The organism is Candidatus Methanoperedens nitratireducens, assembly GCF_900196725.1.
GTDB lineage: Archaea > Halobacteriota > Methanosarcinia > Methanosarcinales > Methanoperedenaceae > Methanoperedens > Methanoperedens nitroreducens_A.
The window spans coordinates 1-22,758 of sequence record NZ_FZMP01000047.1 but is presented as its reverse complement, the minus strand read 5'-3'; the positions used below and the strand labels follow the sequence as shown (position 1 = coordinate 22,758).

25 protein-coding genes and 1 pseudogene are annotated in these 22,758 nt (G+C 44.0%); 9 read left to right on the top strand and 17 right to left on the bottom strand.

What is annotated here, in order from left to right; genetic code table 11:
- Window positions 1-1,811, bottom strand: a 1,811-nt coding sequence (locus MNV_RS04710; protein ID WP_218837901.1) for a hypothetical protein, incomplete at its 3' end; no start/stop codon positions are given.
- 220 nt (window positions 1,812-2,031) lie between these two features.
- On the bottom strand, window positions 2,032-2,367 hold the full coding sequence (locus MNV_RS04705) for a hypothetical protein (protein ID WP_096204220.1): 336 nt from the start codon (window positions 2,365-2,367) through the stop codon (window positions 2,032-2,034).
- Between the two features lie 369 nt (window positions 2,368-2,736).
- On the opposite strand from MNV_RS04705, the gene MNV_RS04700 reads away from it, so the two are divergent.
- Window positions 2,737-3,600 (top strand): DUF1616 domain-containing protein, encoded by an 864-nt coding sequence (locus MNV_RS04700; protein WP_096204219.1) that lies wholly within the window; start codon window positions 2,737-2,739, stop codon window positions 3,598-3,600.
- Window positions 3,597-4,355, top strand: coding sequence for a CPBP family intramembrane glutamic endopeptidase (locus tag MNV_RS04695; protein ID WP_179293804.1), 759 nt, complete (start codon window positions 3,597-3,599; stop codon window positions 4,353-4,355). The genes MNV_RS04700 and MNV_RS04695 overlap by 4 nt, the downstream gene beginning before the upstream one ends.
- Here the strand turns inward: MNV_RS04695 and MNV_RS04690 are convergent.
- From MNV_RS04690 to hisD, 3 genes are all read right to left on the bottom strand, one after another.
- Window positions 4,347-4,580: a hypothetical protein gene (locus MNV_RS04690; protein WP_096204217.1), complete on the bottom strand. Its 234-nt coding sequence runs from the start codon at window positions 4,578-4,580 to the stop codon at window positions 4,347-4,349. The genes MNV_RS04695 and MNV_RS04690 overlap by 9 nt on opposite strands.
- Window positions 4,581-4,599: 19 nt before the next feature.
- A complete protein-coding gene (locus MNV_RS04685; RefSeq protein ID WP_096204216.1) occupies window positions 4,600-5,298 on the bottom strand; it encodes a glycosyltransferase family 2 protein in 699 nt (232 codons plus the stop codon).
- 179 nt (window positions 5,299-5,477) lie between these two features.
- Complete coding sequence (gene hisD / locus MNV_RS04680) at window positions 5,478-6,737, bottom strand: histidinol dehydrogenase (protein WP_096204215.1); 1,260 nt, start codon at window positions 6,735-6,737, stop codon at window positions 5,478-5,480.
- 107 nt (window positions 6,738-6,844) lie between these two features.
- Here hisD and MNV_RS21155 point away from each other — a divergent pair.
- From MNV_RS21155 to MNV_RS20080, 3 genes and pseudogenes are all read left to right on the top strand, one after another.
- Window positions 6,845-6,967: pseudogene (locus tag MNV_RS21155) on the top strand (DUF763 domain-containing protein); the annotation flags it as partial.
- A 71-nt stretch (window positions 6,968-7,038) separates the two neighbouring features.
- The gene (locus tag MNV_RS21150) at window positions 7,039-7,194 is read left to right on the top strand and encodes a DUF763 domain-containing protein (protein WP_394336530.1); all 156 of its coding nucleotides are present in this window, start codon (window positions 7,039-7,041) and stop codon (window positions 7,192-7,194) included.
- Window positions 7,151-7,561, top strand: a complete 411-nt coding sequence (locus MNV_RS20080) for a DUF763 domain-containing protein (RefSeq protein ID WP_256999949.1) — start codon at window positions 7,151-7,153, stop codon at window positions 7,559-7,561. Before MNV_RS21150 ends, MNV_RS20080 begins: the two co-directional genes overlap by 44 nt.
- Here the strand turns inward: MNV_RS20080 and MNV_RS04670 are convergent.
- The 10 genes from MNV_RS04670 to MNV_RS04625 all read right to left on the bottom strand — a co-directional run bounded on the left by MNV_RS04670 (window position 7,542) and on the right by MNV_RS04625 (window position 18,737).
- A complete protein-coding gene (locus tag MNV_RS04670) occupies window positions 7,542-8,354 on the bottom strand; it encodes a response regulator (protein ID WP_096204214.1) in 813 nt (270 codons plus the stop codon). The genes MNV_RS20080 and MNV_RS04670 overlap by 20 nt on opposite strands.
- Before the next feature lie 144 nt (window positions 8,355-8,498).
- On the bottom strand, window positions 8,499-8,975 hold the full coding sequence (locus tag MNV_RS04665) for a DUF5658 family protein (RefSeq protein WP_143311634.1): 477 nt from the start codon (window positions 8,973-8,975) through the stop codon (window positions 8,499-8,501).
- 78 nt (window positions 8,976-9,053) lie between these two features.
- Window positions 9,054-10,553 (bottom strand): MFS transporter, encoded by a 1,500-nt coding sequence (locus tag MNV_RS04660; RefSeq protein ID WP_096204212.1) that lies wholly within the window; start codon window positions 10,551-10,553, stop codon window positions 9,054-9,056.
- On the bottom strand, window positions 10,550-12,775 hold the full coding sequence (locus MNV_RS04655; RefSeq protein WP_096204211.1) for a bifunctional alpha,alpha-trehalose-phosphate synthase (UDP-forming)/trehalose-phosphatase: 2,226 nt from the start codon (window positions 12,773-12,775) through the stop codon (window positions 10,550-10,552). The genes MNV_RS04660 and MNV_RS04655 overlap by 4 nt, the downstream gene beginning before the upstream one ends.
- 27 nt (window positions 12,776-12,802) lie before the next feature.
- Window positions 12,803-13,084 (bottom strand): type II toxin-antitoxin system RelE family toxin, encoded by a 282-nt coding sequence (locus MNV_RS04650; protein ID WP_096204210.1) that lies wholly within the window; start codon window positions 13,082-13,084, stop codon window positions 12,803-12,805.
- Window positions 13,084-13,302, bottom strand: coding sequence for a DUF7557 family protein (locus MNV_RS04645; RefSeq protein WP_096204209.1), 219 nt, complete (start codon window positions 13,300-13,302; stop codon window positions 13,084-13,086). Before MNV_RS04645 ends, MNV_RS04650 begins: the two co-directional genes overlap by 1 nt.
- 667 nt (window positions 13,303-13,969) lie before the next feature.
- Window positions 13,970-14,698, bottom strand: a complete 729-nt coding sequence (locus tag MNV_RS04640; protein ID WP_096204208.1) for a GltB/FmdC/FwdC-like GXGXG domain-containing protein — start codon at window positions 14,696-14,698, stop codon at window positions 13,970-13,972.
- A gap of 88 nt (window positions 14,699-14,786) precedes the next feature.
- Window positions 14,787-16,289 (bottom strand): glutamate synthase-related protein, encoded by a 1,503-nt coding sequence (locus tag MNV_RS04635; protein ID WP_096204207.1) that lies wholly within the window; start codon window positions 16,287-16,289, stop codon window positions 14,787-14,789.
- Window positions 16,289-17,413, bottom strand: coding sequence for a class II glutamine amidotransferase (locus MNV_RS04630; RefSeq protein WP_256999948.1), 1,125 nt, complete (start codon window positions 17,411-17,413; stop codon window positions 16,289-16,291). Before MNV_RS04630 ends, MNV_RS04635 begins: the two co-directional genes overlap by 1 nt.
- Entirely contained in the window at window positions 17,403-18,737 is a 1,335-nt protein-coding gene (locus MNV_RS04625; RefSeq protein ID WP_096204205.1) for a heterodisulfide reductase-related iron-sulfur binding cluster, read from the bottom strand. The genes MNV_RS04630 and MNV_RS04625 overlap by 11 nt, the downstream gene beginning before the upstream one ends.
- Window positions 18,738-19,086: 349 nt before the next feature.
- On the opposite strand from MNV_RS04625, the gene MNV_RS04620 reads away from it, so the two are divergent.
- The 3 genes from MNV_RS04620 to MNV_RS04610 are packed head-to-tail and all read left to right on the top strand — an operon-like array spanning window position 19,087 to window position 20,683.
- On the top strand, window positions 19,087-19,743 hold the full coding sequence (locus MNV_RS04620) for a hypothetical protein (RefSeq protein WP_096204204.1): 657 nt from the start codon (window positions 19,087-19,089) through the stop codon (window positions 19,741-19,743).
- Window positions 19,740-20,279, top strand: coding sequence for a hypothetical protein (locus MNV_RS04615; RefSeq protein WP_096204203.1), 540 nt, complete (start codon window positions 19,740-19,742; stop codon window positions 20,277-20,279). The genes MNV_RS04620 and MNV_RS04615 overlap by 4 nt, the downstream gene beginning before the upstream one ends.
- Complete coding sequence (locus tag MNV_RS04610; protein ID WP_096204202.1) at window positions 20,273-20,683, top strand: hypothetical protein; 411 nt, start codon at window positions 20,273-20,275, stop codon at window positions 20,681-20,683. The genes MNV_RS04615 and MNV_RS04610 overlap by 7 nt, the downstream gene beginning before the upstream one ends.
- Before the next feature lies 1 nt (window position 20,684).
- On the opposite strand, the gene MNV_RS04605 is transcribed toward MNV_RS04610, so the two are convergent.
- A complete protein-coding gene (locus MNV_RS04605) occupies window positions 20,685-21,845 on the bottom strand; it encodes a DDE-type integrase/transposase/recombinase (RefSeq protein ID WP_218837898.1) in 1,161 nt (386 codons plus the stop codon).
- A gap of 93 nt (window positions 21,846-21,938) precedes the next feature.
- On the opposite strand from MNV_RS04605, the gene MNV_RS18945 reads away from it, so the two are divergent.
- Window positions 21,939-22,106, top strand: coding sequence for an AbrB/MazE/SpoVT family DNA-binding domain-containing protein (locus MNV_RS18945; protein ID WP_143311633.1), 168 nt, complete (start codon window positions 21,939-21,941; stop codon window positions 22,104-22,106).
- Between the two features lie 2 nt (window positions 22,107-22,108).
- Here the strand turns inward: MNV_RS18945 and MNV_RS04600 are convergent, their stop codons facing one another.
- On the bottom strand, window positions 22,109-22,456 hold the full coding sequence (locus MNV_RS04600; RefSeq protein WP_218837897.1) for a hypothetical protein: 348 nt from the start codon (window positions 22,454-22,456) through the stop codon (window positions 22,109-22,111).
- Window positions 22,457-22,758 lie beyond the last annotated feature (302 nt).

The window sequence follows — 22,758 nt, the reverse complement described above, 5'->3', positions numbered from 1 at the left end:
GTAGGAGCTGGAGTTGCGGTCGGCGCAGGCGTGGGATTCGGTGTTGCTGTTGGTGCTGGCGTAGGACCAGACGTTGCAGCTGGCGCAGGTGTAGGATCCGGTGTTGCTGTTTGTGCTGAGGTCTGGCTCAATGAAACATCGTCCACCCAGAAACTCCCATAACCGTTCCAGATATTTGCATACACGCCAATGTAGGCTGTACCATTACCTGTAATAAAAGTTGCTTGCTGTTGGTTCCAATCAGCACTGCCTTTCGGGAAATACAGATTGGTCTGCCGCAGCCATTTATAATTTATATCGAACTCGGCTACCCGGACGGCAGGATTGTTCGCACCGCCGGCTCCCTGGGATTTACCCCATGCAGAGAACGTATATGTCGCTCCGCTTGTTGAAGATATCATATCAGACCATACTTCTCCTGAAATCACATTGGAAGTACCTGATATTGATATCTTGACGGATTTAGCACCGCTGTGAGATGTTGTACTATCCGATACAGGCGTGTTCCCGTTATTTGTAGCGAAATTCCAGTTTACAGGAATTGTACTTCCTGTCTCAAAGCCCGGATTCGCAATTATATTGGTATTTGCCGGATCTGGCGTTGCGGTCGGAGCAGGTGTGGGATCCGGTGTTGCTGTTTGTGCTGGCGTAGGATCCGGTGTTGCTGTTGGTGCTGAGGTCTGGCTCAATGAAACATCGTCCACCCAGAAACTCCCATAACCGTTCCAGATATTTGCATACACGCCAATGTAGGCTGTACCATTACCTGTAGTAAATGTTGTTTGGTGTTGGTTCCAATCTGCACTGCCTTTCGGGAAATATAGACTGGTCTGCCGCAGCCATTTATAATTTATATCGAACTCGGCTACCCGGATGGCAGGATTGTTCGCACCGCCAGCTCCCTGGGATTTACCCCATGCAGAGAACGTATATGTCGCTCCGCTTGTTGAAGATATCATATCAGACCATACTTCTCCTGAAATCACATTGGAAGTACCTGATATTGATATCTTGACGGATTTAGCACCGCTGTGAGATGTTGTACTATCCGATACAGGCGTGTTCCCGTTATTTGTAGTGAAATTCCAGTTCACAGGAATTGTACTTCCTGTCTCAAAGCCCGGATTCGCGATCAGGTTAATATCTGCCGGAGCTGTGGCATCTTGTGTGGATGCAGAGGTTTGTGGTGTTGATGTGGAAGTCGTACCTGAAGATATCTCAATACTATCCACATACCATCCCTCAAAATTATTGAGTTTGTCATCCACAGTATCAAATAAGAATCTGAGCCTTATTGTATTCCCTGCATAAGCAGAGATATCTATGGTCTCTCTATTCCAGGTCTTCTGTGCATCGGTTATCTGTTTTAAGTCCGTCCATTGACCATCATTTACTGATATCTGTACAACCTTTTTATCATGGTCTTGGCTGTTCTCTGTCTGATACCAGCTCCAGAAATACAGAACAGGCTGGCTGTTACTTGCGAGTGTTATCGGCGGGGATGTCAGGTATCCTGAGTTTGCTCCTCCCGTGGCATAAGACTTTGTATTTTCATCACCATACCAGAAGCTGTGGGTGGGACTATAAGCCCTGTTGGTTGTAATATGCCACAGACCATCGGTTTGCCATCCACCCTGCCCGGACCCTAAATCAAAGTAATAACCATTTTCCGGGGTTACGGTTGGGTTCGTATTCGCATCTGCTACCGATGACAGAGGTATAAAGCTTAAGAGCAGTGTGAAACTAATAAATGCGATTTTTATTAAGCTCACCGTTTTGTTGTTTTTCAAACGTTCCATTATTTTTTCCATAATCCTCTCCTTTTTCTCATAATAATTATTACAACCATTATTTTGATTTAAATTATGATTATATATACTTTTCTATTTATATTAAAATTTATAATCTACAATATTCATATTTCTGGCATCTGCAAAAATCCATGTTGGTGCAGCCAACGTTTTTTAAGATTAGTTTTTGCAGAGATATGCCGTTACAGGCATACCATTAACTGAGCACCGCGCGGACATGCTATAGATCACCAAAAGAATATTCCGCATGAAATCCGCCAACAGGGCTTATGCCGTTCCACCGCAGGTTTTTAGTCCCGGATGTTTCCCATGAAGTGGTTGAGTCTCCAAGATATCTACTATGCTTCAATCTGTTTAATATCCAGTTCAAGCAACTTATCGTTTTTCTGATAATTTCCGTAAATACGACAGCACCGCCGGCATTAATTACCAGGAATTGCAGACTGCCGTTCGTTTTGCTGTCATTGCTGTCATACCAGGGGATTATCGTAAGGGGTATTGCTGTCCCTAAATAATAAGCGGTCACGATGTTTCCTTCCACCATTGACAGAGGCATTGGTAGAGAGCGCCAGCGTACTGATAAAAAAACCAATAACTCCAACATTGGGTTTTTCATTGGTATCATATTAACCAAGAGAACCGACATATATATAAATTTATCTACTATTTTCTGAGTTTTTTTTAGTTTTAAGTGTTTAAAATAGTTTATATTGGTTTTTCAATTATTTTTAGATAATATTTTGTAAAATTAACACAGTTAACAGTCGAAATAATGGATTAAACAATATTATTACCCAAATCTTTTTCATTTTTTTCGAAAATACTGGATAATAATAATCAGCATATCTATTTAATTTTATTTTAGCAGTTTAAATTTAATATTTTTGAGGAAACTATATATCTTAATCTAATGCTATAGGCTTGGATGTTAGTGTATAAGAAAACCCCTTTAGATCTCTTGATTATATTTATCTGGATCATGATCACTCTGGTCTTCATCAAGACCCCGGTGCTTGCCGGGACATTCATGAGAACCGCTCTGGCAGTACCTGTGGTGCTTTTCATCCCCGGCTATGTGCTGATTGCAGCGTTATTCCCGAGGAAAGATGACATGGGGACTGTTGAACGGGTTGCCCTGAGTCTTGGTACCAGTATAGCAGTGGTGCCTCTTCTGGGCTTATTGCTTAACTTCACGACCGGAATAGACCTGAACCCGATACTTATCATCCTGTGCCTGTATACGATAGTCCTGGTATTTGTTGCAGCCTATAGACGGATGGAACTTCCTGAAGATGTAAGGCTCTCTATCCCGTTCCTGAAGATTTATGAAACTGTTAATACAGAAATAAAGACCCCCAGAAGCAGAAAAGATATGATATTATCCCTGACACTTATATTTGTCATAGCTTTTGCAGCCGGTATGGTAATTTTTGTTATCTCGACCCCCAAGACCGGGGAAAGATTTACAGAATTTTACATCCTTGGCCCGTCGGGAAAGGCAGAGAACTATTCTGAAAATCTAAAGTACAATTCTCCTGCGACATCTCTGGTAGGCGTAGTAAACCATGAATATTCTTTTGTCAATTATACAGTCCAGGTCGCTCTTAATGAAAAAGTCTTAACTTTTACAAGGTTCATGCTTACAAGCAATGAAACCTGGGAAAAGAACATAACCTTCATACCTGATAAAGAAGGTGACGGCATGAGGCTTAATTTCTGGCTGTTTAAAGAAGATAATCTCACAGTGCCATACAGAGAGTTACAACTATGGGTGAATATTACAAAATGAGAAAAGAACTTTATCTTCCTATCCTTGGCATAGCGGCGAGTGAACTTATGATGTACTACGGCAGGATTTATGCCGGTCTGGGAATCCACATTGTAAATCTTCAAATAATAACTATTCTGCTTATATTCGGCAGTTTATCTCCACAAACAAAAAATATTTTGCAAAGTCTGCTTTTACTACTGCTATTACGGATTGTAAGCCTTGCGATGCCGCAAATGTTTTCATCCGTACTCCTCTGGTATCTGCTGGTATATGGGGTCATGTTCCTGCCTGTATACCTGATCATTAAAAATCAGCAGATCGCATCTGAAGAACTCGGGATTAACTTCAGCAGGCTGCATATTTATCTGCCTTTTGCCCTCCTGATCGGGACGATAACCGCATTGATTGAGTACCGTATCCTGGCTCCTGCATCCCTTATAGAAAACACAGGGATTTTAAATATTGTTTTCATAGTTATAGTGATGCTCGTTTTCGTAGGGGCTGTGGAAGAGCTTATCTTCAGGTCAATACTTCAGACCAGGCTTGAAGAGATGCTTGGTTTAAAGTACGGGCTTTTATTGAGTGCGGTTATTTTCGGGATAATGCATGCAAGCTACGGAACTATAACTGAGATACTGCTGGCAGGTATTTTTGGGATCATAGTGGGTTATATTTTCCAGAGGACAAGAAGTCTTCTTTTCATAGTTGCGATCCATGGCACTGCAAATGTACTGTTATTTGGAATATTGCCTGTAGCATTGGCATTAAAATAGCGAGGCGATTTTAAAGACTACAATCGCTGCAAAGGTTATAAGGAGAGAAAAAGAGCAGGCATCAATCGTGCTGCGAGCCCACTTATCCCAGTATTTAGAATCTGAAATTGTAATGGCTATAAGCAGGGAAATTATGAGGGAAATGGTTGCAACCGCTCCCCCCAGAAAGACCATCTCAGCTGAAGAAGGTGTTTGTACGCTTGAGATCGCAGCTACTAAGCTCATAGATATTAGTTATGACCTGTTAAGGCTTAAAGTATTCCTTGATGATGACTTTAAGGATTCTCCATCCGTCTTTGAACGAATTGAGATTGGAATCTCCGTTCTTTCTTCGCGCTTCAAATGAGGACACTTCCTTCACCCTGAGACCTGCTTTTTTTATACGTATGGATTGTTCTGTCTCAATCTCAAATCCCTTTGACCTGCAATATATTTTTCCCAGCGCTTCTTTCTTAAAGGCTCTATAACCGTAACACAGATCTGTATATTTTGCGCCGTACAGCGTGTTCACCATGGTCACGAACAGTTTATTGCCAAATCTTCTAAAAGGCGTGATATCTGTTGAACCTCCACCGGGCAGCATGCGCGAACCCTTTGAGACATCGTATCCGTCCAATACCGGCTCAAGGAGTTTTAGTATCTCTTTAGGATCATGGCTTCCGTCAGCGTCCATCATTACTATCAGGTCACCGGTCGCATTTTCAAAGCCTGTTCTTACCGCTGCGCCTTTTCCTGCGGGGTTCTCTACGATTATTTTTGCATTCTTCCTGAATTTCAATATTTCATCCCTTGTTTTATCTTTGGAATGGCCATCTACAACCACTATCTCATCGATAAAATCAGGGATATAAGGAAAAACTTCTTTGATGTTCGATTCCTCGTTTAATGTTGGTATCACCACACTAACATTTTTCAGTTCACCGTGCTTGTTTATAAGAGTCAAGAGTCATAACCCCCTCGCTCTATATTTATTAACTCTTATTTCTTTAAATAATTGTAAGAACCCCGGGCACATATCGGAAACATGTGTTAGAAACACATAGCATCCCATCATAACAAAAATAAGGTTACTTTAAAGTAATCTGCTATGCTGCCAGCTATCTTCAAAAATTTCCCTGACTATTATTTTTTCCTTACTCTCACAGCATTCGCATGTGCTGAAAGCCCCTCTGCCTCAGCAAGTCCGATAACTGTTTCCCCAATGCCCTCAAGCCCTTTCTTTTCTACTATCTGCACGCTTGATTTCGTGACGAAGTGGTCCGTATTCAGGCCGGATAGCGTACGTGCATACCCGGCAGTGGGAAGCACATGGTTAGTGCCTGAAGCGTAATCCCCGACGGAAACGGGCGCATATAGACCGATAAATATAGAGCCAGCATGTTTTATCCTGCCGAGTATATCCTGCTCGGTCATTATTTCAAGATGCTCAGGCGCGAACATATTGGAAAATCCTATACACTCATCAAGGCTGCCAGTGAGTATTGCGGCATTTTCAAGAGATTTTTTTATGATCTCAAGCCTTGCCTCGTTCTTCATTTGGAGCTCTATTTCCTGTTCAACTTTTTTTGCCAGTTCCTTCGATGGCGTCACAAGTATTGAAACCGCATTCGGGTCATGCTCAGCCTGGGCAATCATATCCGATGCGATGAAATCAGCCCTTGCTGAACCATCGGCTATTATCAGAACTTCGCTCGGGCCTGCCGGGAAGTCGATGGCTGTGCCGCATGCCATTTTCGCCGCTGTAACGTAAACGTTCCCGGGTCCCACGATTTTATCCACCTTCGGGATAGCCTCAGTACCATAAGCCATCGCTGCTATCGCCTGCACGCCGCCGACGCGGAATACGCGGTCAGCACCTGCAATATGCGCTGCTGCAAGTGTCAGGGGGTTCACCATCCCGTCAGTCTGCGGCGGGGTGCATATGATAACTTTACCCACGCCGGCTACTTTCGCGGGTATCACTGTCATAAGGGCCGTACTCGGATATGAAGCCCTCCCTCCCGGGACATATGCCCCCACTGTTCCAAGAGGGGTTATACGCTGCCCAAGCCTGATCCCGGGCGCAAATTCCCTGATCCAGTCTTTCTGGACCTGTGCCTCGTGGAATGCACGGATGTTCAAGGCTGCCTTTTTAAGGTGGGAAATAAGGTTTTTATCCAGAGAAAAAACCGCCTCATGGATATCTTTATGGGAGACCTCGATATCCTTTATGTTCGCCCTGTCGAACTGGAGAGTGTATTTGCGAAGGGCCGCATCCCCGTCCTTCCTGACATCTTCGAGTATGGGGTTTACTGACGGCATTACATCCGATAAGCCGGTGCTGCGGTTCAACAGCCGTACAGTCTCCTGCGCAGAAAGATGGGAAATAGGCATGGTTAACATAATATGCACAATTCAGGCTGGAAATGAGATAAAGATTGTTATGAGGCTTATAAACACTTTCACTCCGCTTTAAATGGCTTTAATATGGCAGACGTTAACACCTGATTATGCATACAGGCGCAATAAACCTGCCCCTTCACACCGGAAAAGCCCCAGGATGGCTGTTTGAGAGAATGGTGAAGTTAGCCGGCGCCATTACCGAGGTCATCATTTATGAATACAGCCGTGATGAATTTCTAAGTGGCGCACTGAAGATGGCGCTGTCAGCAGAGGAGCATGGCATTGCAGTTATTCAAGCAGGATGGCCGCAAAAGTTGATACTTCATGCATCCAGGACGGCTATGAGCTGTACCACCACTGTTTTTTCTTCACTGAAAAAGGCGAATGGGCAGTTGTGCAGCAGGGCATGAACAATGAATATGCCCGCCGATATCACTGGCTTTCTGATTCCGCATGATAGCGAATCCACGCGCAAGGTCAGTCTTGACCTTATCAGAGATAACCCGGTGCATCTTAAAAAGTACTTTAAATCTTCAAGTCAGAAGATGCTTTTCGATTTTGAGGGAACGGGACAAAAAAAGATAATGGCACTTGCGCTGACATCAGACCTTGTGTACGGGAGCACACCGAGCTGGCGCGACCCTGTGAAGTACAGTTTCACGCATGGGGGAGAGGATGGTTATCCATATCCCGTAGACAGGGAAGTGTACGATAATTCGGTACAAATGCTGCATGATTCTCTTGAGAGTGCGAAGCTTGATAAAAAAGAGAAGTATAACGCAATAAAAAGACTGGGTGAGTTCATTAACATACGTGCGCTTTGATTGCAGACCTTTTCAACGCTTCTTCAGTCCGCTGGCGCTCTAAAATATCGTAAAAAATCACTACTACACCGATGACGTTCTCTTTCTCATCTTTGATGGGTGAACCGATTATGTCAACAGGTATTTTCATCCCGCCCTTTGATACCAGTACGGTGCGTTCTGCTAGCCCGTAGAAGCTCCCTTCACGCATAACCTTTGATACAGGATTCTCAACTTCCCTTCCCTTCTCTTCACTTATTATGTTAAAGACTTCTGCAAGGGGTTTGCCCGAAGCCTCTCCTTGCTGCCAGCCCGTCAGTATCTCTGCTATGGGGTTCATGACATTTACGAGTCCCCCGGTATCGGTAGCTATCACGGCATCCCCTATACCATTAATCACCGCAGAGAGCCATTGTTTGCTCTCTTTTAACTTTTTTTCCATATTATGTTTGTAGAGAGCGATCTCAATGTTGATATGCAGTTCCCTCTCTTTAAATGGTTTAATTACGTACCCGAAGGGCTCTGTTATTTTTGCCCTCTCAAGCGTTTCTTCATCAGAATAAGCAGTAAGATATATAACCGGTATATTGAAGCGGGAGCGGATTTGTTCAGCCGCTCTGATGCCATCCATTTTGCCATTAAGCATAATATCCATCAGCACAAGGTCCGGGTTTAGCTCCTGTGCTTTTTTAATGGCTTCATCTCCTGAAGATGCCATTGACAGGACCGCATATCCCATGTGCTGTGCACTCCTTCGTATATCCTCAGCCACGATAATCTCATCTTCAACGATCAGTATTTGCTTTTCAGTCATTGTCCTATCAGCATCTGCTGTATTTTCCTTTTATTTAATAACAGCTTTATTTTTATGAACTATAGGATGAATAAAAGCTGCCCATTCATATATACAATATTGTGAAAAGAATGTGAAATCAACCTTTTTTTCTTCGGCTTGATTTTACGTACCCGGTTCTTTTTGGGAGGATATTATATCAAGTAAAAATCCTGCCACCGGCGCTGTGAATAACAGGAGTAATCCGATATGAAGGGAGTTTAGATCCAGGAAATAAAAAGAACTGCCTGCATACACCACAGAAAGGTTTGATGTTGCAACAAAGAAGCTGCTGACCGCCGTACCGGCATAAATGCCGTAGAACATTTTCACATTCTCCCATCCAAGATCAGCTTTGTGTCGTATAATGTAGTATGCCACGAACAGGGCAAGGAATGTTACGCTGAATTTCACGCCGGCGAATCCCATAACACCCGCACGGTGAATGACTTCTCTGATAATTACATTTCCTTCATAGCTGTAGCCTATAGCTTTTGTCGACATGATCGTACTTACCGTATCATAAAAAGATAATAAAACGGCTGTACAGAGCAAATAAAAATTTAAACTACCTGTGGATGTGCTGCTAACATATCTCATCATTGCCACTCCCTTGGTGTTGTTTTAGCCCGGTGACTATTTAAATTTTACGATAATTTCCTTCAAAACAATCTGTTTTTCTTAAGAGGCATCCTGTGCCCTGTTCTTTACTTTGCGGAGGTGGCTTCTTACGATCGAGTAGGGGAAAATAACCATCGGGCGAAGTCCATCAGCGGTGGAAATGTCCCTTACTCCCCTTTCAACTTCGGCAATAAGCTCCCGCATGACAATCTTTTCTTCAACCTCTCCGGTCTCCTTTACTATGGCCAGCCTGTGGATTGAATATAGGCCTGTTAAAGCTGCAAGTAAGAATAAGAAACCCCAACCTTGCAGGAAAAATGTTGTAAAAACCCGCTCTCCCGCCGGGCTCCTCCAATTTATTGTCCCGAAGAACTCATATCCGGTAAAGACATCGGCAAGTATGCCCCCGAGGATGGGTGCAACGCCGGCGGCTAACGAATTGATGAGGCCGTTAGCTGCCAGATATGCAGTCGCCTGCCCCTTCGGCGCCAGCTTAAGCCCTATGTTCCCGGAAGCCAGGGTAACTCCCGCCGTAGAAATGCCCGCAAAGATATGTATGGCTATCAGCAGCAGGATAGTAAAGATGCGTCTCTCGGGAAGTATAGTGTAAGTCCATGCAAAGATGACCAGAAGAAATAAAGGGCCGCTGACCCCAAGCACGGATTTGTTGCTGAAGCGGTCAGCGAGCCTACCCCAGATACGCAGGAATAAAACATTTGCTATCTGGCTCAGTACCATAAGAGCGACGATAAGTGTCAAATCCAGCTTCAATACTTTGAGCATATAAACGGTGAAGAAAGGAGCTGCCAGATTGACTGCGAAATTCCAGGAACTCATGAACATAATAAGGTTTTTAAAATTAACATCTTTGAAAGGTTTCAATATCAGCTTGAAAAAATTTATTTTCTCTTCAAGAGGCACCATGCGCGGCTCCGGAATGGTAGATACAAAATAAATGCCAAGCAATCCCACAAGTGAACCGAGGGCAAAAAGTATCGAATAGCCGTGTAAATCGTACTGAGGGAACTGCTCCCCCCAGCGCTGGATGTAAAACCCGGCAGCCAGACTGAACGGGATGCCCATAGCAATAGAAACACTCATCCTTTTTGAGAAAATCGATCCGAGGCGATTATGCGGCAGGAAATCATGCATCCATGAGTTCCAGCTACTTCCGGCCAGGGCACTCAGGGCTGTACTTAATAATATTGCTATTACGAGAACTGTCAATCTTTCGTTATCAGGAACTATGAACGGGATCAAGGCGATTAACAGCCAGAGAAGCCTGCTTGAAGCGGTAGCATACATACAGATTTTCCGCCTGGTGCGGAATCTCTCGATCAGGTAAATCGAAGGGATCTGGACCAACTGCACCAGGGGAGGGATTGCAGCTAAAAGTCCTATAAGCATGTTAGAGGCTCCAAGCCTCAGAGCGAAGGCGACAAGGAAGACTCCTCCTGTCAGGGCTGCCATGACTTCCGTGGTCAAACCGTCTCTTATGAACGCCTTGAGCCCTTTTTGTAATTCCTCCTCTATTAATGCATCTTTAGCATCCGGGCTCATCTGATATTTCCATTGCTCTTGGTCAGTTGTTCAAGCAGTTCCATGACTTCAATGTGGCTTTGCACATTGAACCTGGCATAGGATTGCTTCATTCCGACTTTGATGGAATAGGCTGTTTCGGGAAGTACCCTGAACAGGTCTTCGTCCGTCCGGTCATCGCCTATTACCAGTATGAAATCATGCTCATTCCTTGAAAGCCAGTGCAATCCGGCTGTACCTTTATTTACGCCGGCAGTTCTTATTTCGACCACTTTGCTTCCCTGGAGCACCTGGACATCTATATTGGCTGTGAAATTTACAAGCGCATCCATGAGCTCTTTCGCCTGCAGGGGACCCTGTTCAGGATCAGCTTTACGATAATGCCAGGCGATAGAGAAATCTTTTTCTTCGGTAAAGGCACCCGGGACCCTGTCCACATATGTTTTAAGTATGGGAAAGATGCCTGTTTTCCAGCCGTTCACTAACGGTTTGATCATCTTCCAGTCTCTATTTTTTTCCTTGATCCATATACCATGCTCCGCAACAAGGTTGATGTTGAGTTCGCCGAACCATTCCTGGAGTGTTTCCTTATCCCTGCCGCTTATCAGAATAATCTCATTTTTTGGATCTGCTGATAAGCGCTTGAGAATTCTTAAAACATCTTCGTACGGCTTTGCTATCTGGGGGCTGGATGCGAACGGGACAAGAGTCCCGTCGTAATCCAAAAAGACGAGCCTTCGTCTTGCTTTATTTAAATCGCTGAGCAGATGCTCCTTCATATGGGAACTTAATACTTTAGTATCAAGCTTTTTCTTCTCCTCGCGTACAGTGAGCATTTCCTGGACAAAATCATCTGCCCACCTGACCACATCATAGCGGCCCAGCCTGTCCTGCATGACCTCGTTTCGCCTTACCTGTTCTTCATCGGGCATCTCCAGTGCAGCTACTAATGCATCAGCCACTTCCTCTTTGTTGTTCGGATTGATGAGGATCGATTCACCGAGCTCTTTTGAAGCACCAGCCATCTCACTCAGGATCAAAACGCCTGTTTTATCCGTCCTGCATGCGATATACTCTTTTGCGACAAGGTTCATGCCGTCCCTCAGCGGTGTGATAAGGGCTATATCGCTCACACTGTAGAGGGTGACCAGTGAACTGAAAGGCAGGTACCTGTACTGGTATGATATGGGTGCCCAGTCGATGCCGCCGAACCGCCCGTTGATCCTTCCTACAAGTTCATCGATCTCCCTTTTCATCTGCTGGTAATGCTCAACTCCTACGCGCGAGGGAACAACTATCAGAAGGAGGATTACCTTTCTTTGCCACTTCTCATTCTTTTCAAGGAAAAGCTCATAACTCTGCAGGCGATTGATGAGACCTTTTGTATAATCCAGCCTGTCTATTGAAAGTATGACCTTGTAACCATCAAGAGTTTTTCTGAGTTTATCTTTTTTCTTTTGTACTTCGGGACTGTTTGCAGTGGTATTGAACTTATTGAACTGTATGCTCATAGGGAACGTATCGACTTTAACGACATGGTTTTTCATTATAATGCTGCCCATGTTGTGCTCATAACCCAGGATGCGGAGTACACATCTGAGGAAATACTGTGTATATTCGTGCGTATGGAACCCGACAAGGTCTGCTCCAAGGATACCTTCCAGTATCTCGGTACGCCACTTCTTCGGAAGAAGGCGGAATATCTCAAAGGAAGGAAAAGGGATATGCAGGAAAAACCCTACCGGATTATCCGGCGCCCTTTTCCTTATAAGCCCGGGGAGCAGCATAAGATGATAATCATGCACCCATACAAGGTCACCCGGTCTGATTATTTCCATGACCGCATCGCAGAACGATTCGTTAACGTGTTTATAATAATCCCAGTATTCCTCGTCGTATGAGGCATAGGTCGGGAAATAGTGGAAAAGGGGCCAGATAGTTTTGTTGCAAAACCCGTGATAGAATTTTTCCATGGATTTCTTTGAGAGAAAAACAGGATAGGCATGGTGCTTGGAGAGCGCTCTTGACTTAAGTTCCTCTTTAAATGCATCGTTATCGTCAATTGTAATACCCGGCCAGCCTACCCATATGCATTCGGATTTTGTAAAGGAGGAACTCTTTAATGAGTCCAGGTACGCGCTCAGGCCGGAAACAAGACCGCCTACGCTCTCCTTGAATTTCAATATACCTTCTTTTTCTACTACAGTGATCGGCAACCTGTTAGACACTACGAGAATCCTCACCCGCTACCCCCTACAGGGCTATATGTTCTATTCAGTCAAAACCTTTTCGGCTGGCTTTTTTTTATTGTCTCTCTTCCGGCGCCTGATTTTAAGTGCCAGTATTCTAAGCATGTTTTTCTGTATGTCGAAGATTGCGTAGAAATCCCAGGCGCGCAACCGGTAATAAGGAATTCCTGCCAGTTTCATTACATTCTTATCCGGTGCCTTGATGAGCTGCATGATGCTTTCAACAATATGTTTTGAGAAAGACAGGTCAAGCCTCTTTAGCTCTTTTGCAGCCTGTTCGGAAAGGATTACCTGGGTTTTCATCAGAATCCCAGTTCTTTTGCAAGCTTTTCCAGCGATACCCACTTGCCGCTCTCGATATCTTTTATCGCAGATTCAAGCTCATCCCTTGTCTTCAGGTTAAGGTCGGAAACATCTTCAATAAGGCGTTCCAGAACGTCATTATACGTTTCCTGCCTGTAGAGCTTCATCTTGTCCAGTTTGTCTTTGGTGGTTTCCTTGAGCTGAATCGTTGTGACCATAGGCTTAATTATGAGGTCTCAAGTATTTAATTTTTGTTATAGTATGGTATATGTTGTTATATCTGGCTATAGCGATAGGTCCACTGTGATGTAAAATTTAAGGAATTGATGGGAGGTCTGGAGTTAAAACGATCAGACAACTCACCCATCGCCTCACGGCTCAAGAATATATCCTTTTAGACTGGAAGAAGGTATTGACAGGATAGTAAAAACCTATCCTGCTGATCCGGCAGTGCCCTAAATTTCACGACCTATATAAATACAACCGCCACGAAGGCACAGAGAACACGGAGATTAGTGGTAAGGAGGCAGCTTTTGATGCTCATAGTAACGGTCTCTGTGCCTCAGCGCCTCTGTGGCTCATTTATGCTCCACTCGTTTAGATGTTGGAATTACTGTATGGGCTCGTTTTCATATCAGAGCACAAAGACGTATTTTAAAATCCCGTCTCTGTGCATCCTGGTATGAAAAGGTAAGTTACCGATGCTTTTTCATATTATTTTATGGCCAGAACGAGAACAATGCGGCTATTTCCTTTAGTTCCATACTGTTAGTATCTTATAAAATATAACTCCCATCATTAAATCAATGCATTTATAGTTTAAATACTATAGTCATCAACCTCAAAAGGCAAAGCAGCAGCCATAAAAACAACTCTTATATGGAGTCAATACACATACAGGTTGCCGTAAGGTCTGTGCGAAAGCGGAACAAGCTTTGTGAAGCTTCCGCTCATCACTTCGTTCAGGTCAAAACCGAAGTGTTCGCAGTACTCCTTAAGATAAGACCCGATGAGCTTCTTATCCTCTTCATTTAACTCAAGGCAGTTCACTTCTTTCCCCAGGCTGTACGGGTCTACTTTCCCTCGGATATAAATCACGCCGCCGTGCATGCCTGTACCCACATAATCGCCCACGATAGGGCTCTTCCCGTTCATGCCGAGCAGTATCATCAGCCCGCCAGCCATGTATTCACCAAAGAAGTCGCCTGCAGTACCGCCTGCTATGATGACTGGGACCTGTTTCTTATATTCTTTCATATGTATCCCCACGCGGTACCCGGCATCTCCCTTGATATACAGTTTCCCGCCGCGCATGCCGTAGCCGATGATATCGCCCACATTGCCGTGGACTATAATCTCACCTGCGTTCATGGTATTAGCTATGCCATCCTGCGCGTTCGCATTGATGATAATTTTCGGTCCGTTCATGAATGCGCCAAGGTCATTTCCCGGCGTGCCGTTAATCGTTATCTTCACGCTGTCATTTAACCCGCCGCCGATATACCTCTGCCCGCCTATGTTGTCAAGCTCAAACTCCTTCTCGCCTGCCGCTACTGCATCGCGTATTATTTTGTTCATCGGCCGGTAATGCATGCCTTTTGCGTCTATTCTCATAAAGCGTCACGTCCCTTTATGCCGTACCCACGTATGGCTTCGCCATACGTGCCTGGTGACCAATTTTTTACAAAAATTGTCATAAGTATCACTGTCCTATTCCCGCATGCTTTATTCCAAGAATATCAAGCGCTTCCTGGGGAAGCCCTACGCCGCGAAGGCGCTCTCTGCTGCCTCTTAACGATTCGATTGCGTTTATGCCCAGCGACCCCAGCACCTCCTGTATCTCATGGCCCCATGCTGTGAGGAGGTTGCATAGCCTGTCAGCTGCGATCTCAGGATTCAGTCGGCGCACAAGCTCAGGTTTTTGCGTAGCTATGCCCCATGCGCAGTTGCCTGTGTAGCACTTCTGGCATACCCTGCATCCCATGGCTATGAGCGAAGCAGTCCCGATGACGCAGGCATCAGCACCGAGCGCAATAGCTTTCACAACATCAGCGCTCTGCCTGATGCTGCCTCCGACGAGAATGGATGCGCGGTTGCGTATGCCTTCCTGCCTCAACCGCTCATCAACTGCTGCAAGAGCAAGTTCAATCGGGATTCCCACATGGTCCCTGATGATCATAGGTGCCGCGCCTGTACCGCCGCGGAAGCCGTCTATCATTACGATATCAGCCCCGGCACGTACGATTCCGCTTGCGATGGCTGCCACGTTGTGTACCGCGGCTATCTTGACAGACACGGGTTTCTTGTAATCCGTCGCCTCCTTTATCGCATAGATCAACTGGGAGAGGTCTTCGATTGAATAAATATCATGATGCGGGGCAGGCGACAGCGCATCCGTGCCTACGGGTATCATGCGTGTCTTTGAGATATCCTCGCCTACCTTCTCGCCGGGCAGGTGCCCGCCTATTCCGGGCTTTGCTCCCTGACCTATCTTGATCTCCACGAGAGCGCTGTTGTTCAGGTATTTGCTCGTTACGCCGAACCTCCCTGATGCGACCTGCACTATAATATTGCTAGCATAGGGCGCTATCTCCTCATGCAGACCGCCCTCACCTGTGTTCATCAGGGTTCCCATGCGCTTTGCAGCCATAGCCAGCGCCTTGTGGGCGTTCAGGCTTATCGCGCCGTACGACATTGCAGCGAACACTATGGGTATGTCCAGCTTTACCTGCGGCGCAAGCTCGGTCTCCAGGCTGACATGCTCGCTGTCAAACTCAACACACTCGGGTTTTGCACCCAGATACGTGCGCAGTTCCATAGGTTCGCGCAGAGGGTCAATGGAAGGGTTTGTCACCTGGCAAGCATCTATCAGCATATGATCCCAATAAATAGGATAAGGTCGCGGGTTGCCCATGCCTGTGAGAATGATGCCGCCGCTCTCGGCCTGCTTTAAGATATTCTTCCTTATCTCAGGCGACCAGTTATATCCGTACTTGTAATCAAGCGGGTTCTCGGTAATTGTGATCGCACCCTCGGGACAGAACGTCGCGCACCTGTGGCATGCAACGCACAGCCGGTGGTTCGGTGTGATTTTATCCTTGAATTCTATCGCGCTGAAACTACAGTTGATCATACAGCGCTTGCACCTGCGGCACCTCTCGTGATCAATATTCACAATGAATTCTGCCGGAAGCTGCGACTCCATTATTCCACCTCTGCCTTTAGCGTACCTATTACGGCAGTCCCAGCCCTCGGGCTCCATACCTCATCAAGGTCTGGAGCTATCTCGCGGATGGCAGATTCTTCCGAAGCCATGTAGAGCATATCGTCCTTGCGCGCTGCGGTCATCGGGCGAAGCTTTATCCTGTCGTTTAAGCCTATCATGCCGCGGCTGTGTCCCAGGATTATGCTGAAAGGTCCGTTAAGGAGCGTACTTCCGTACACCTGTCTTATCGCGGTTGCGATTTTCTTTTGCTCCGGTTCCATGCGGTCTATATCCTTCCAGAACGGCGAAGCAAGCGACATTACTGCCTTATCTATCGGAAGCTTATGCCGCCGCACGAGCAGGTCAAAGAGATAAGCGATGACCTCAGTATCCGTCCGCAGTTCAAGCCTGTACCCGTACATCTCAAGGTAGCGCTTGTTAATTCCGTACGATGAGATCTCGCCGTTGTGAACAACAGACCAGTCAAGGAGCGTGAACGGGTGGGCGCCTCCCCACCAGCCCGGAGTATTTGTAGGGAACCTGCCGTGGGCTGTCCAGATATACGCGCTGTAATCTTCCAGTTTGTAGAACTTCCCGATATCCTCAGGGTAGCCAACGCCCTTGAACGCGCCCATGTTCTTGCCGCTTGAAGAAACAAATGCCCCTTCAACTTCCGAATTGACCCGCATGACCATCTTCATGACATAATCCCGTTCCGAGATGAACTCAAGCTTGTTCTCGGGTACCTCAAGGAAATATCTCCAGAGAAGAGGAGGGTTTGAGATCCCGTTCTCCCTGTGCGTGGGAATGGGCTCGTCCATATCCACGTTGAAGATATCCTTGAAGAGTTCTTCAGTGGCTTCTTTTGCTTCCATGTTATCATACATCATATGAAAAGCGTACTGGTGTTTTCGTTTCGGATAAATACCGTAGGCTGCAAATCCCCCGCCAAGCCCGTTTGAGCGGTCGTGCATACAGGCGATGGATTTTATTATCACCCTGCCGTCAATGCGTCTGCCTTCTTCGCTCATCATTCCGGATATCGCGCACCCGGACGGTATTCTTTGGTGAACCCGCTCAGATGTTTTGAATACCTCAGGGTTCATCAAACTATCACACTTCATTTTCTTCACCTTTTAAACAATCCAGTAATTTTCTTAATTCCTCTGCCCCGCTCTTCGGAGGCTCGGGAAGTTTCAGTTTCTTTCTTACAGATGTAGGTTCGCCCAGCCTCCCGTCTTTCCTGAACATCTCGATACTGGCTGCAAACCCTTTCGGGCTCTTTCCCTTCTCAAGAGCCAGATGTTTTAATTTATCGAATATTTTGTTCATTCCCATTTTCTGCGGGCATAATTCATAGCAAGTGTAGCAATCCACACAGCGCCATATGCCGTGGGATTCTATCACAGCATCAAGCTCGCCTGAGAGCAGCCTGCCGATGATCTCGTTGGGGTTGAATTCAGGGGTTATTTTTACCACAGGGCAGTCATTGACACAGGCGCCGCACTCGTAGCACCTGCGGACCGCGTTCAGGTCAAAGAGCTCCCGCAGCTTCATGAGATAGTTGTACCTTGAATCCCATTTCGACAGGAACTCAGCAGCATCTATCCTGTGCATGTCCATGCCTAACTCCTGCGGCGTAAAGCCCATCGCAAGACCGAGCATTTCGGGATAGTATATAATCGGAACGTTCAGTTTCTCCCCGCTTTTCTGCATGAGGTACTGGCGCGAATCGTACTGCATAAAGCATGACGGGCAGGTGAGCGAGATGGCATCAGCCTTTTTTGTGACCTCAAGAAGCTTCATTCGCGAAAGGGCTGTGGCTTCATCCGGCTCATCAGCGGTGTTCAGGTTGCCGCCACAGCATAACATCTTTGTTTCATATTCTATGCTTTTTGCGCCGAGTGCTTCTATCAGCGCATCAAACTTCTTCGGCTTGTTCGGGTCGTCAAAGAATATGGAAGAACTGGGACGCAGCATGTGGCAGCCTGCATGTGCTGCGATCTTCATGCCGTCAAAAGGTTTGACGACTTGCTGCTTTATCTTCGCTATCCCGATTTCATCATGAAGCACTTCAACCAGGTGCTTTACTTCAATCGTTCCCCCGTATTCAAGCCCGACAGATGCAAGAACGCTATTTACCTCTGCTCGCAGGTGGGGATTTACCCGCATCTCTACCTCCACGGTCTTTAACGTGCTGTAACAGCCGTTGCAGGGTACGAGCAGGTCATGCCCTGCCCTCTCAGCCAGAGCCAGGTTCCTTGCAGCCGTAACATACCATGCCAGCTCCCCTGAAGGCTTGACGATGCTTTTTGTAGGGCAGCATGTAGCCCCTTCAAGGTCGTGCAGGGTGCAGCCGAGCTTTGATAAAACGAGTCTTGTTGATTTTTCCATAAAAGGAAAACGCGCCGGGATGATGCATCCTAAGAATAAAGTGTATTCTGGCATATTTTCCTCTCGTTGGGGAAGCTGACGATAGCTCTAATAGTATTTAAGATTTGCTCAGTAATAGGTAAGAGACTGGCGGCGGGGTATATAAAGATGGCGGGTTAAGGGTTCTGTGTAGTCTTCGGTGGATTGGTTGGGCTGTAAAAATTCGGTGGATGAAATTAAAAAAAAAAGGTTCTGTTAAGTCTGTGTGGGATTGAAATGGATGTTAACTGGAGTTAACTGGGGTGGGATATATTCTGTAAAGACATGTCAAAACTTGGTTTACATGATGATGAACAGAATCAAGAAGATATAAATAGTACCATTTTCATAGATAGGTTGCTGTTATGCTAGGCAGGTCATAATTTTGGGCAAAAAAATAGTTATAGATGCATGCGTAGCAATTGATTTGAATATTCCCAAAATCAATTTTTTAGGAGAATTTTTAAGTTGTTGTAACGATGACCAGATATTAATTTCTTCGACTAATTATGGGGAAATTCATGATTATACAATCCTAAGGTTATTAGAAAATTCTGATAATGTTGAGATTATAGATGACGATAACAGCGCTTTTGATAACTTTTATTCTGAACTCAAATCTTTAAGATTGGGTTTAGGTCGCAATGATGGACACGTGTTATTTCGTGCAAATGAGTCAAATGCGGAGTTTATAGTTAGTTCAGATTTTAATGTTTATGACAAAGCAAGACAATTCAAAAAAATTAAATCTTTGAGTTATATGAATCCAATGACAACAGTTACATTATTGGCTTATATTTATGAACAGGGCAAAATTGGATATAGTATATTCCTCGATAAAACCCTACGTTTATATAAGTACAAAGAGATAGATAATATGTTAGAACATTTGAGCGAAGAAGATCTCAATGTTTCCAAACCTTCACAAAAAGAAATAATAGATGAATTTAAACAATCGATGAAGGAACGATTTCAAGATTATAAAGAACCGCTAATAACAGAATTTAGACATTTATTAGCTTTGGGGAGACTACCAACATGAATAAAAGAGAAAGAGATATCCTACATTCCTTGTGTGATGGAGATATAACATTTTCAGAGGCTGCTGACCAACTTGGGATTACAGAAAAAGAGATTGAAGAAATGTTAGAGAACTATAGTTGGTTGCCCTCGCCTCAAAGATTGGCTGAACTTAATGAGGCGGAAATGGAAACACTTTCATATATAAGGGAAATTTCTCAACAAGGTGTATCTAAAGTTTCAAATACACAAGCCGAAATACAATTTAAAGGTTTCACAATAATTCAAAACACACTTTACCCATCAAACTTTGCCCCCATAGGAAACGTTAATATGAACTACATAGAGAGCATTCCGAATGAGTTAGTGCTAACTACTGGAGAGCAAAATTCGTATGCTCCTTCAGAGATAGTTAAGTTAAATACTATAAACTTATCATCTAAAGATACTGAAGTGTGCCTTATTGGCACAAGTCAATCTATAAACACACATTTTCAGCCTAAAAACACACAAACTCTTAAAATAGAGATTTTTAATAATATACAGGGATTATGGTAGAATCAAGATACATAGGCTTTAAGACATTAAATGAAGTTTGGAATGAATATGAACTTGAAGATGGAACTATCATTAAGGTAAAATTTATTTTAATAAAAATAATCAAAGAAAATACTGCTTTTACTCTAAATTCTCAGATTGTGACGGGCGCTATACCCCCACAAGACTTAATCGGAACCCCATCACAGGGTGTATTTTCACCACAAGAATTGACGCAATCGATAGAGAAAAAAGATATGCAATTTAAACCTACAAAAGAGGATTGGAATGTTTATGAACTAAATGATAAGAGCAAATTATCTGTAAAACCTATTTTAGTATCTATATCAAGAACTAATAAACATGACCAACACGGGGAGCCAATTTATGCTGTTCAAACTCAACAAATAGTAAAAAAGATATGAATTACTGAACGCCATTATTTTTTTGGTGCTCTTTATGGCTTGCATTCTGAATTAGCGTTATCCATTTATTATCACCTTCTACCTTAATTCCGCAAGCTTCGGCAGGAGTCTTACCGTTTAATCCCTCATGTGGTCTCATGTAGTTATGGAATATTTGGTAACCTTTGAGTATCGGAGTATTCTTGTTTTTTAATCCTCTCATTACCTTCTCTCTATCCCGAACCTCTCCGTTTGCCCTTTCCATAGCGTTATTATTCATATCTCCATCAAGCTTTATGGCGTTGATATGCATGGATTGTGGTCTTGTGTTGGTGTAAAATTCCCAATAGAACGCATTGTGATATGATGGCAATCCATCAGTTATGAGTACGTTAGGTCTTTTGCCCGCGATCTCCTTACCTTTATGGAATAAGGCTCTTGCATCATGCTTATACTTTGTATCTGCAACTTCTTGGGCTATCCAGTACCTTGTTTCATCATCCATGAGGGCAAACAGGTATTTCATGTTACCACTGAATTTTACGAATACTTCATCAGCTCTCCATGTATTACCTACATCTGGTTTTAGCTTATCTACATACTGCTTCATGAGAGTGGTATATTTCTCAATCCAGTTATGGATAGTCTTATGCGATACATAGACACCTAAGAGTTTGAGGGATTCTTTTGTATGTCTCAGTGATTCCCCACTAAAATAGAGTTGCATAGCGGTTGTAACTGCCTGTGGGTTGTGCTTCATCTTTTCAAAGCCTATGTTGATGCTAAATGTCTTATGGCAGTCCAAACACTCGAATCTCTGAATATCCCCGCTTTTATTATGCCTTAGTCCATCTTTTCTTATGTTGGTTGAATGACAATAGAGGCACTTAGAAATTACAACTGGCTGGATTGTAACGCTCTTTTTTACTTGCTCCCTCAGGTTAAAGCTGAACTCAACCGCATAGATATGTTTGCATTTAACTCCCCTTGTTTGGTGATCTGGGCATGAGCATTTCCATCCTATCTCTGTGGATACAACGTCATAAAGAGTTTCGCTTGATTGGGATTTCACTTTATATGACTTATCATTAATTCTTAGTATTTGACCTTGTTTCTCGGCTATCGCTTTGCCTCTGTCCTCTCTTGTGCCTATGGTTTGGGGGTTAGTTGTATTATCTGACATTCAGCATCACCAATATATCTTTAGGTACCTAAAACCTAATAAAGCTTTCGGTACCTAAAAGTATATAAGGGATTAAAACGATATATTGGAAATATGCAATTACAAAAACAATTATCAAGAAAGCATAAAGATAAAGAATACCCGAAATATACTATCGTCGTGCCTCCAAAGGAGATAGAAAAACTGGGGTGGAAAGAGGGAGATGAATTAGAGCCTGAAATTAAAGACGATAAACTTATTATAAAGTCTAAGAAAAAATAAAACTATTTTTTAGTTATAATCCGCGTTCCTAAAAACACCTCATTTAAGTTGTTTTGAATTTCAGTCGTCATTTGTTTTACTCTGTTTCTCTGTTCTTCAAATTTGTCTTCAAGAAGATTATTTATAATTTCTTGAGAAACAAGCGTGTTTTTTATTTCAACTTTTTTAGCCCCTTCGTTTAGTTCTACCCATGCCAATCCTAGATCAGTCATTTTACCAACCCCTGTCATCCTTTCAGCAGATTTTTTTGCCCAATAAGTTCTTACAATTGCATCACTTAATGGGTTTGCAGGACTGTATGGTTCTTTTGTTATCTCTGGAAAAGACTGGGATTCCCCAATACCAATCATAACAAAACCCACCGAATCAAAACACAGGGGTTGACTTTTTTGAGTTATGTTATATAGATGTGGCGTAATATACTGGTTGGTCTTGTCCACATTGAAACCAAAAACGATAAACTCCACTCCAAAATTATAACTACTGATCTGATTATCCATCATTATTCCGAACCATTCAGGATAATTTTTAATATTGTCATAAAATGATTTTAAATCTAATCCTCTTTCTACTAAAAATTCGTCCTCTATACTTTTGTTTCTGAGTATTTGGTGTTCTTTTGTGACTAAGCATAGTCATATAAGTAATGTTG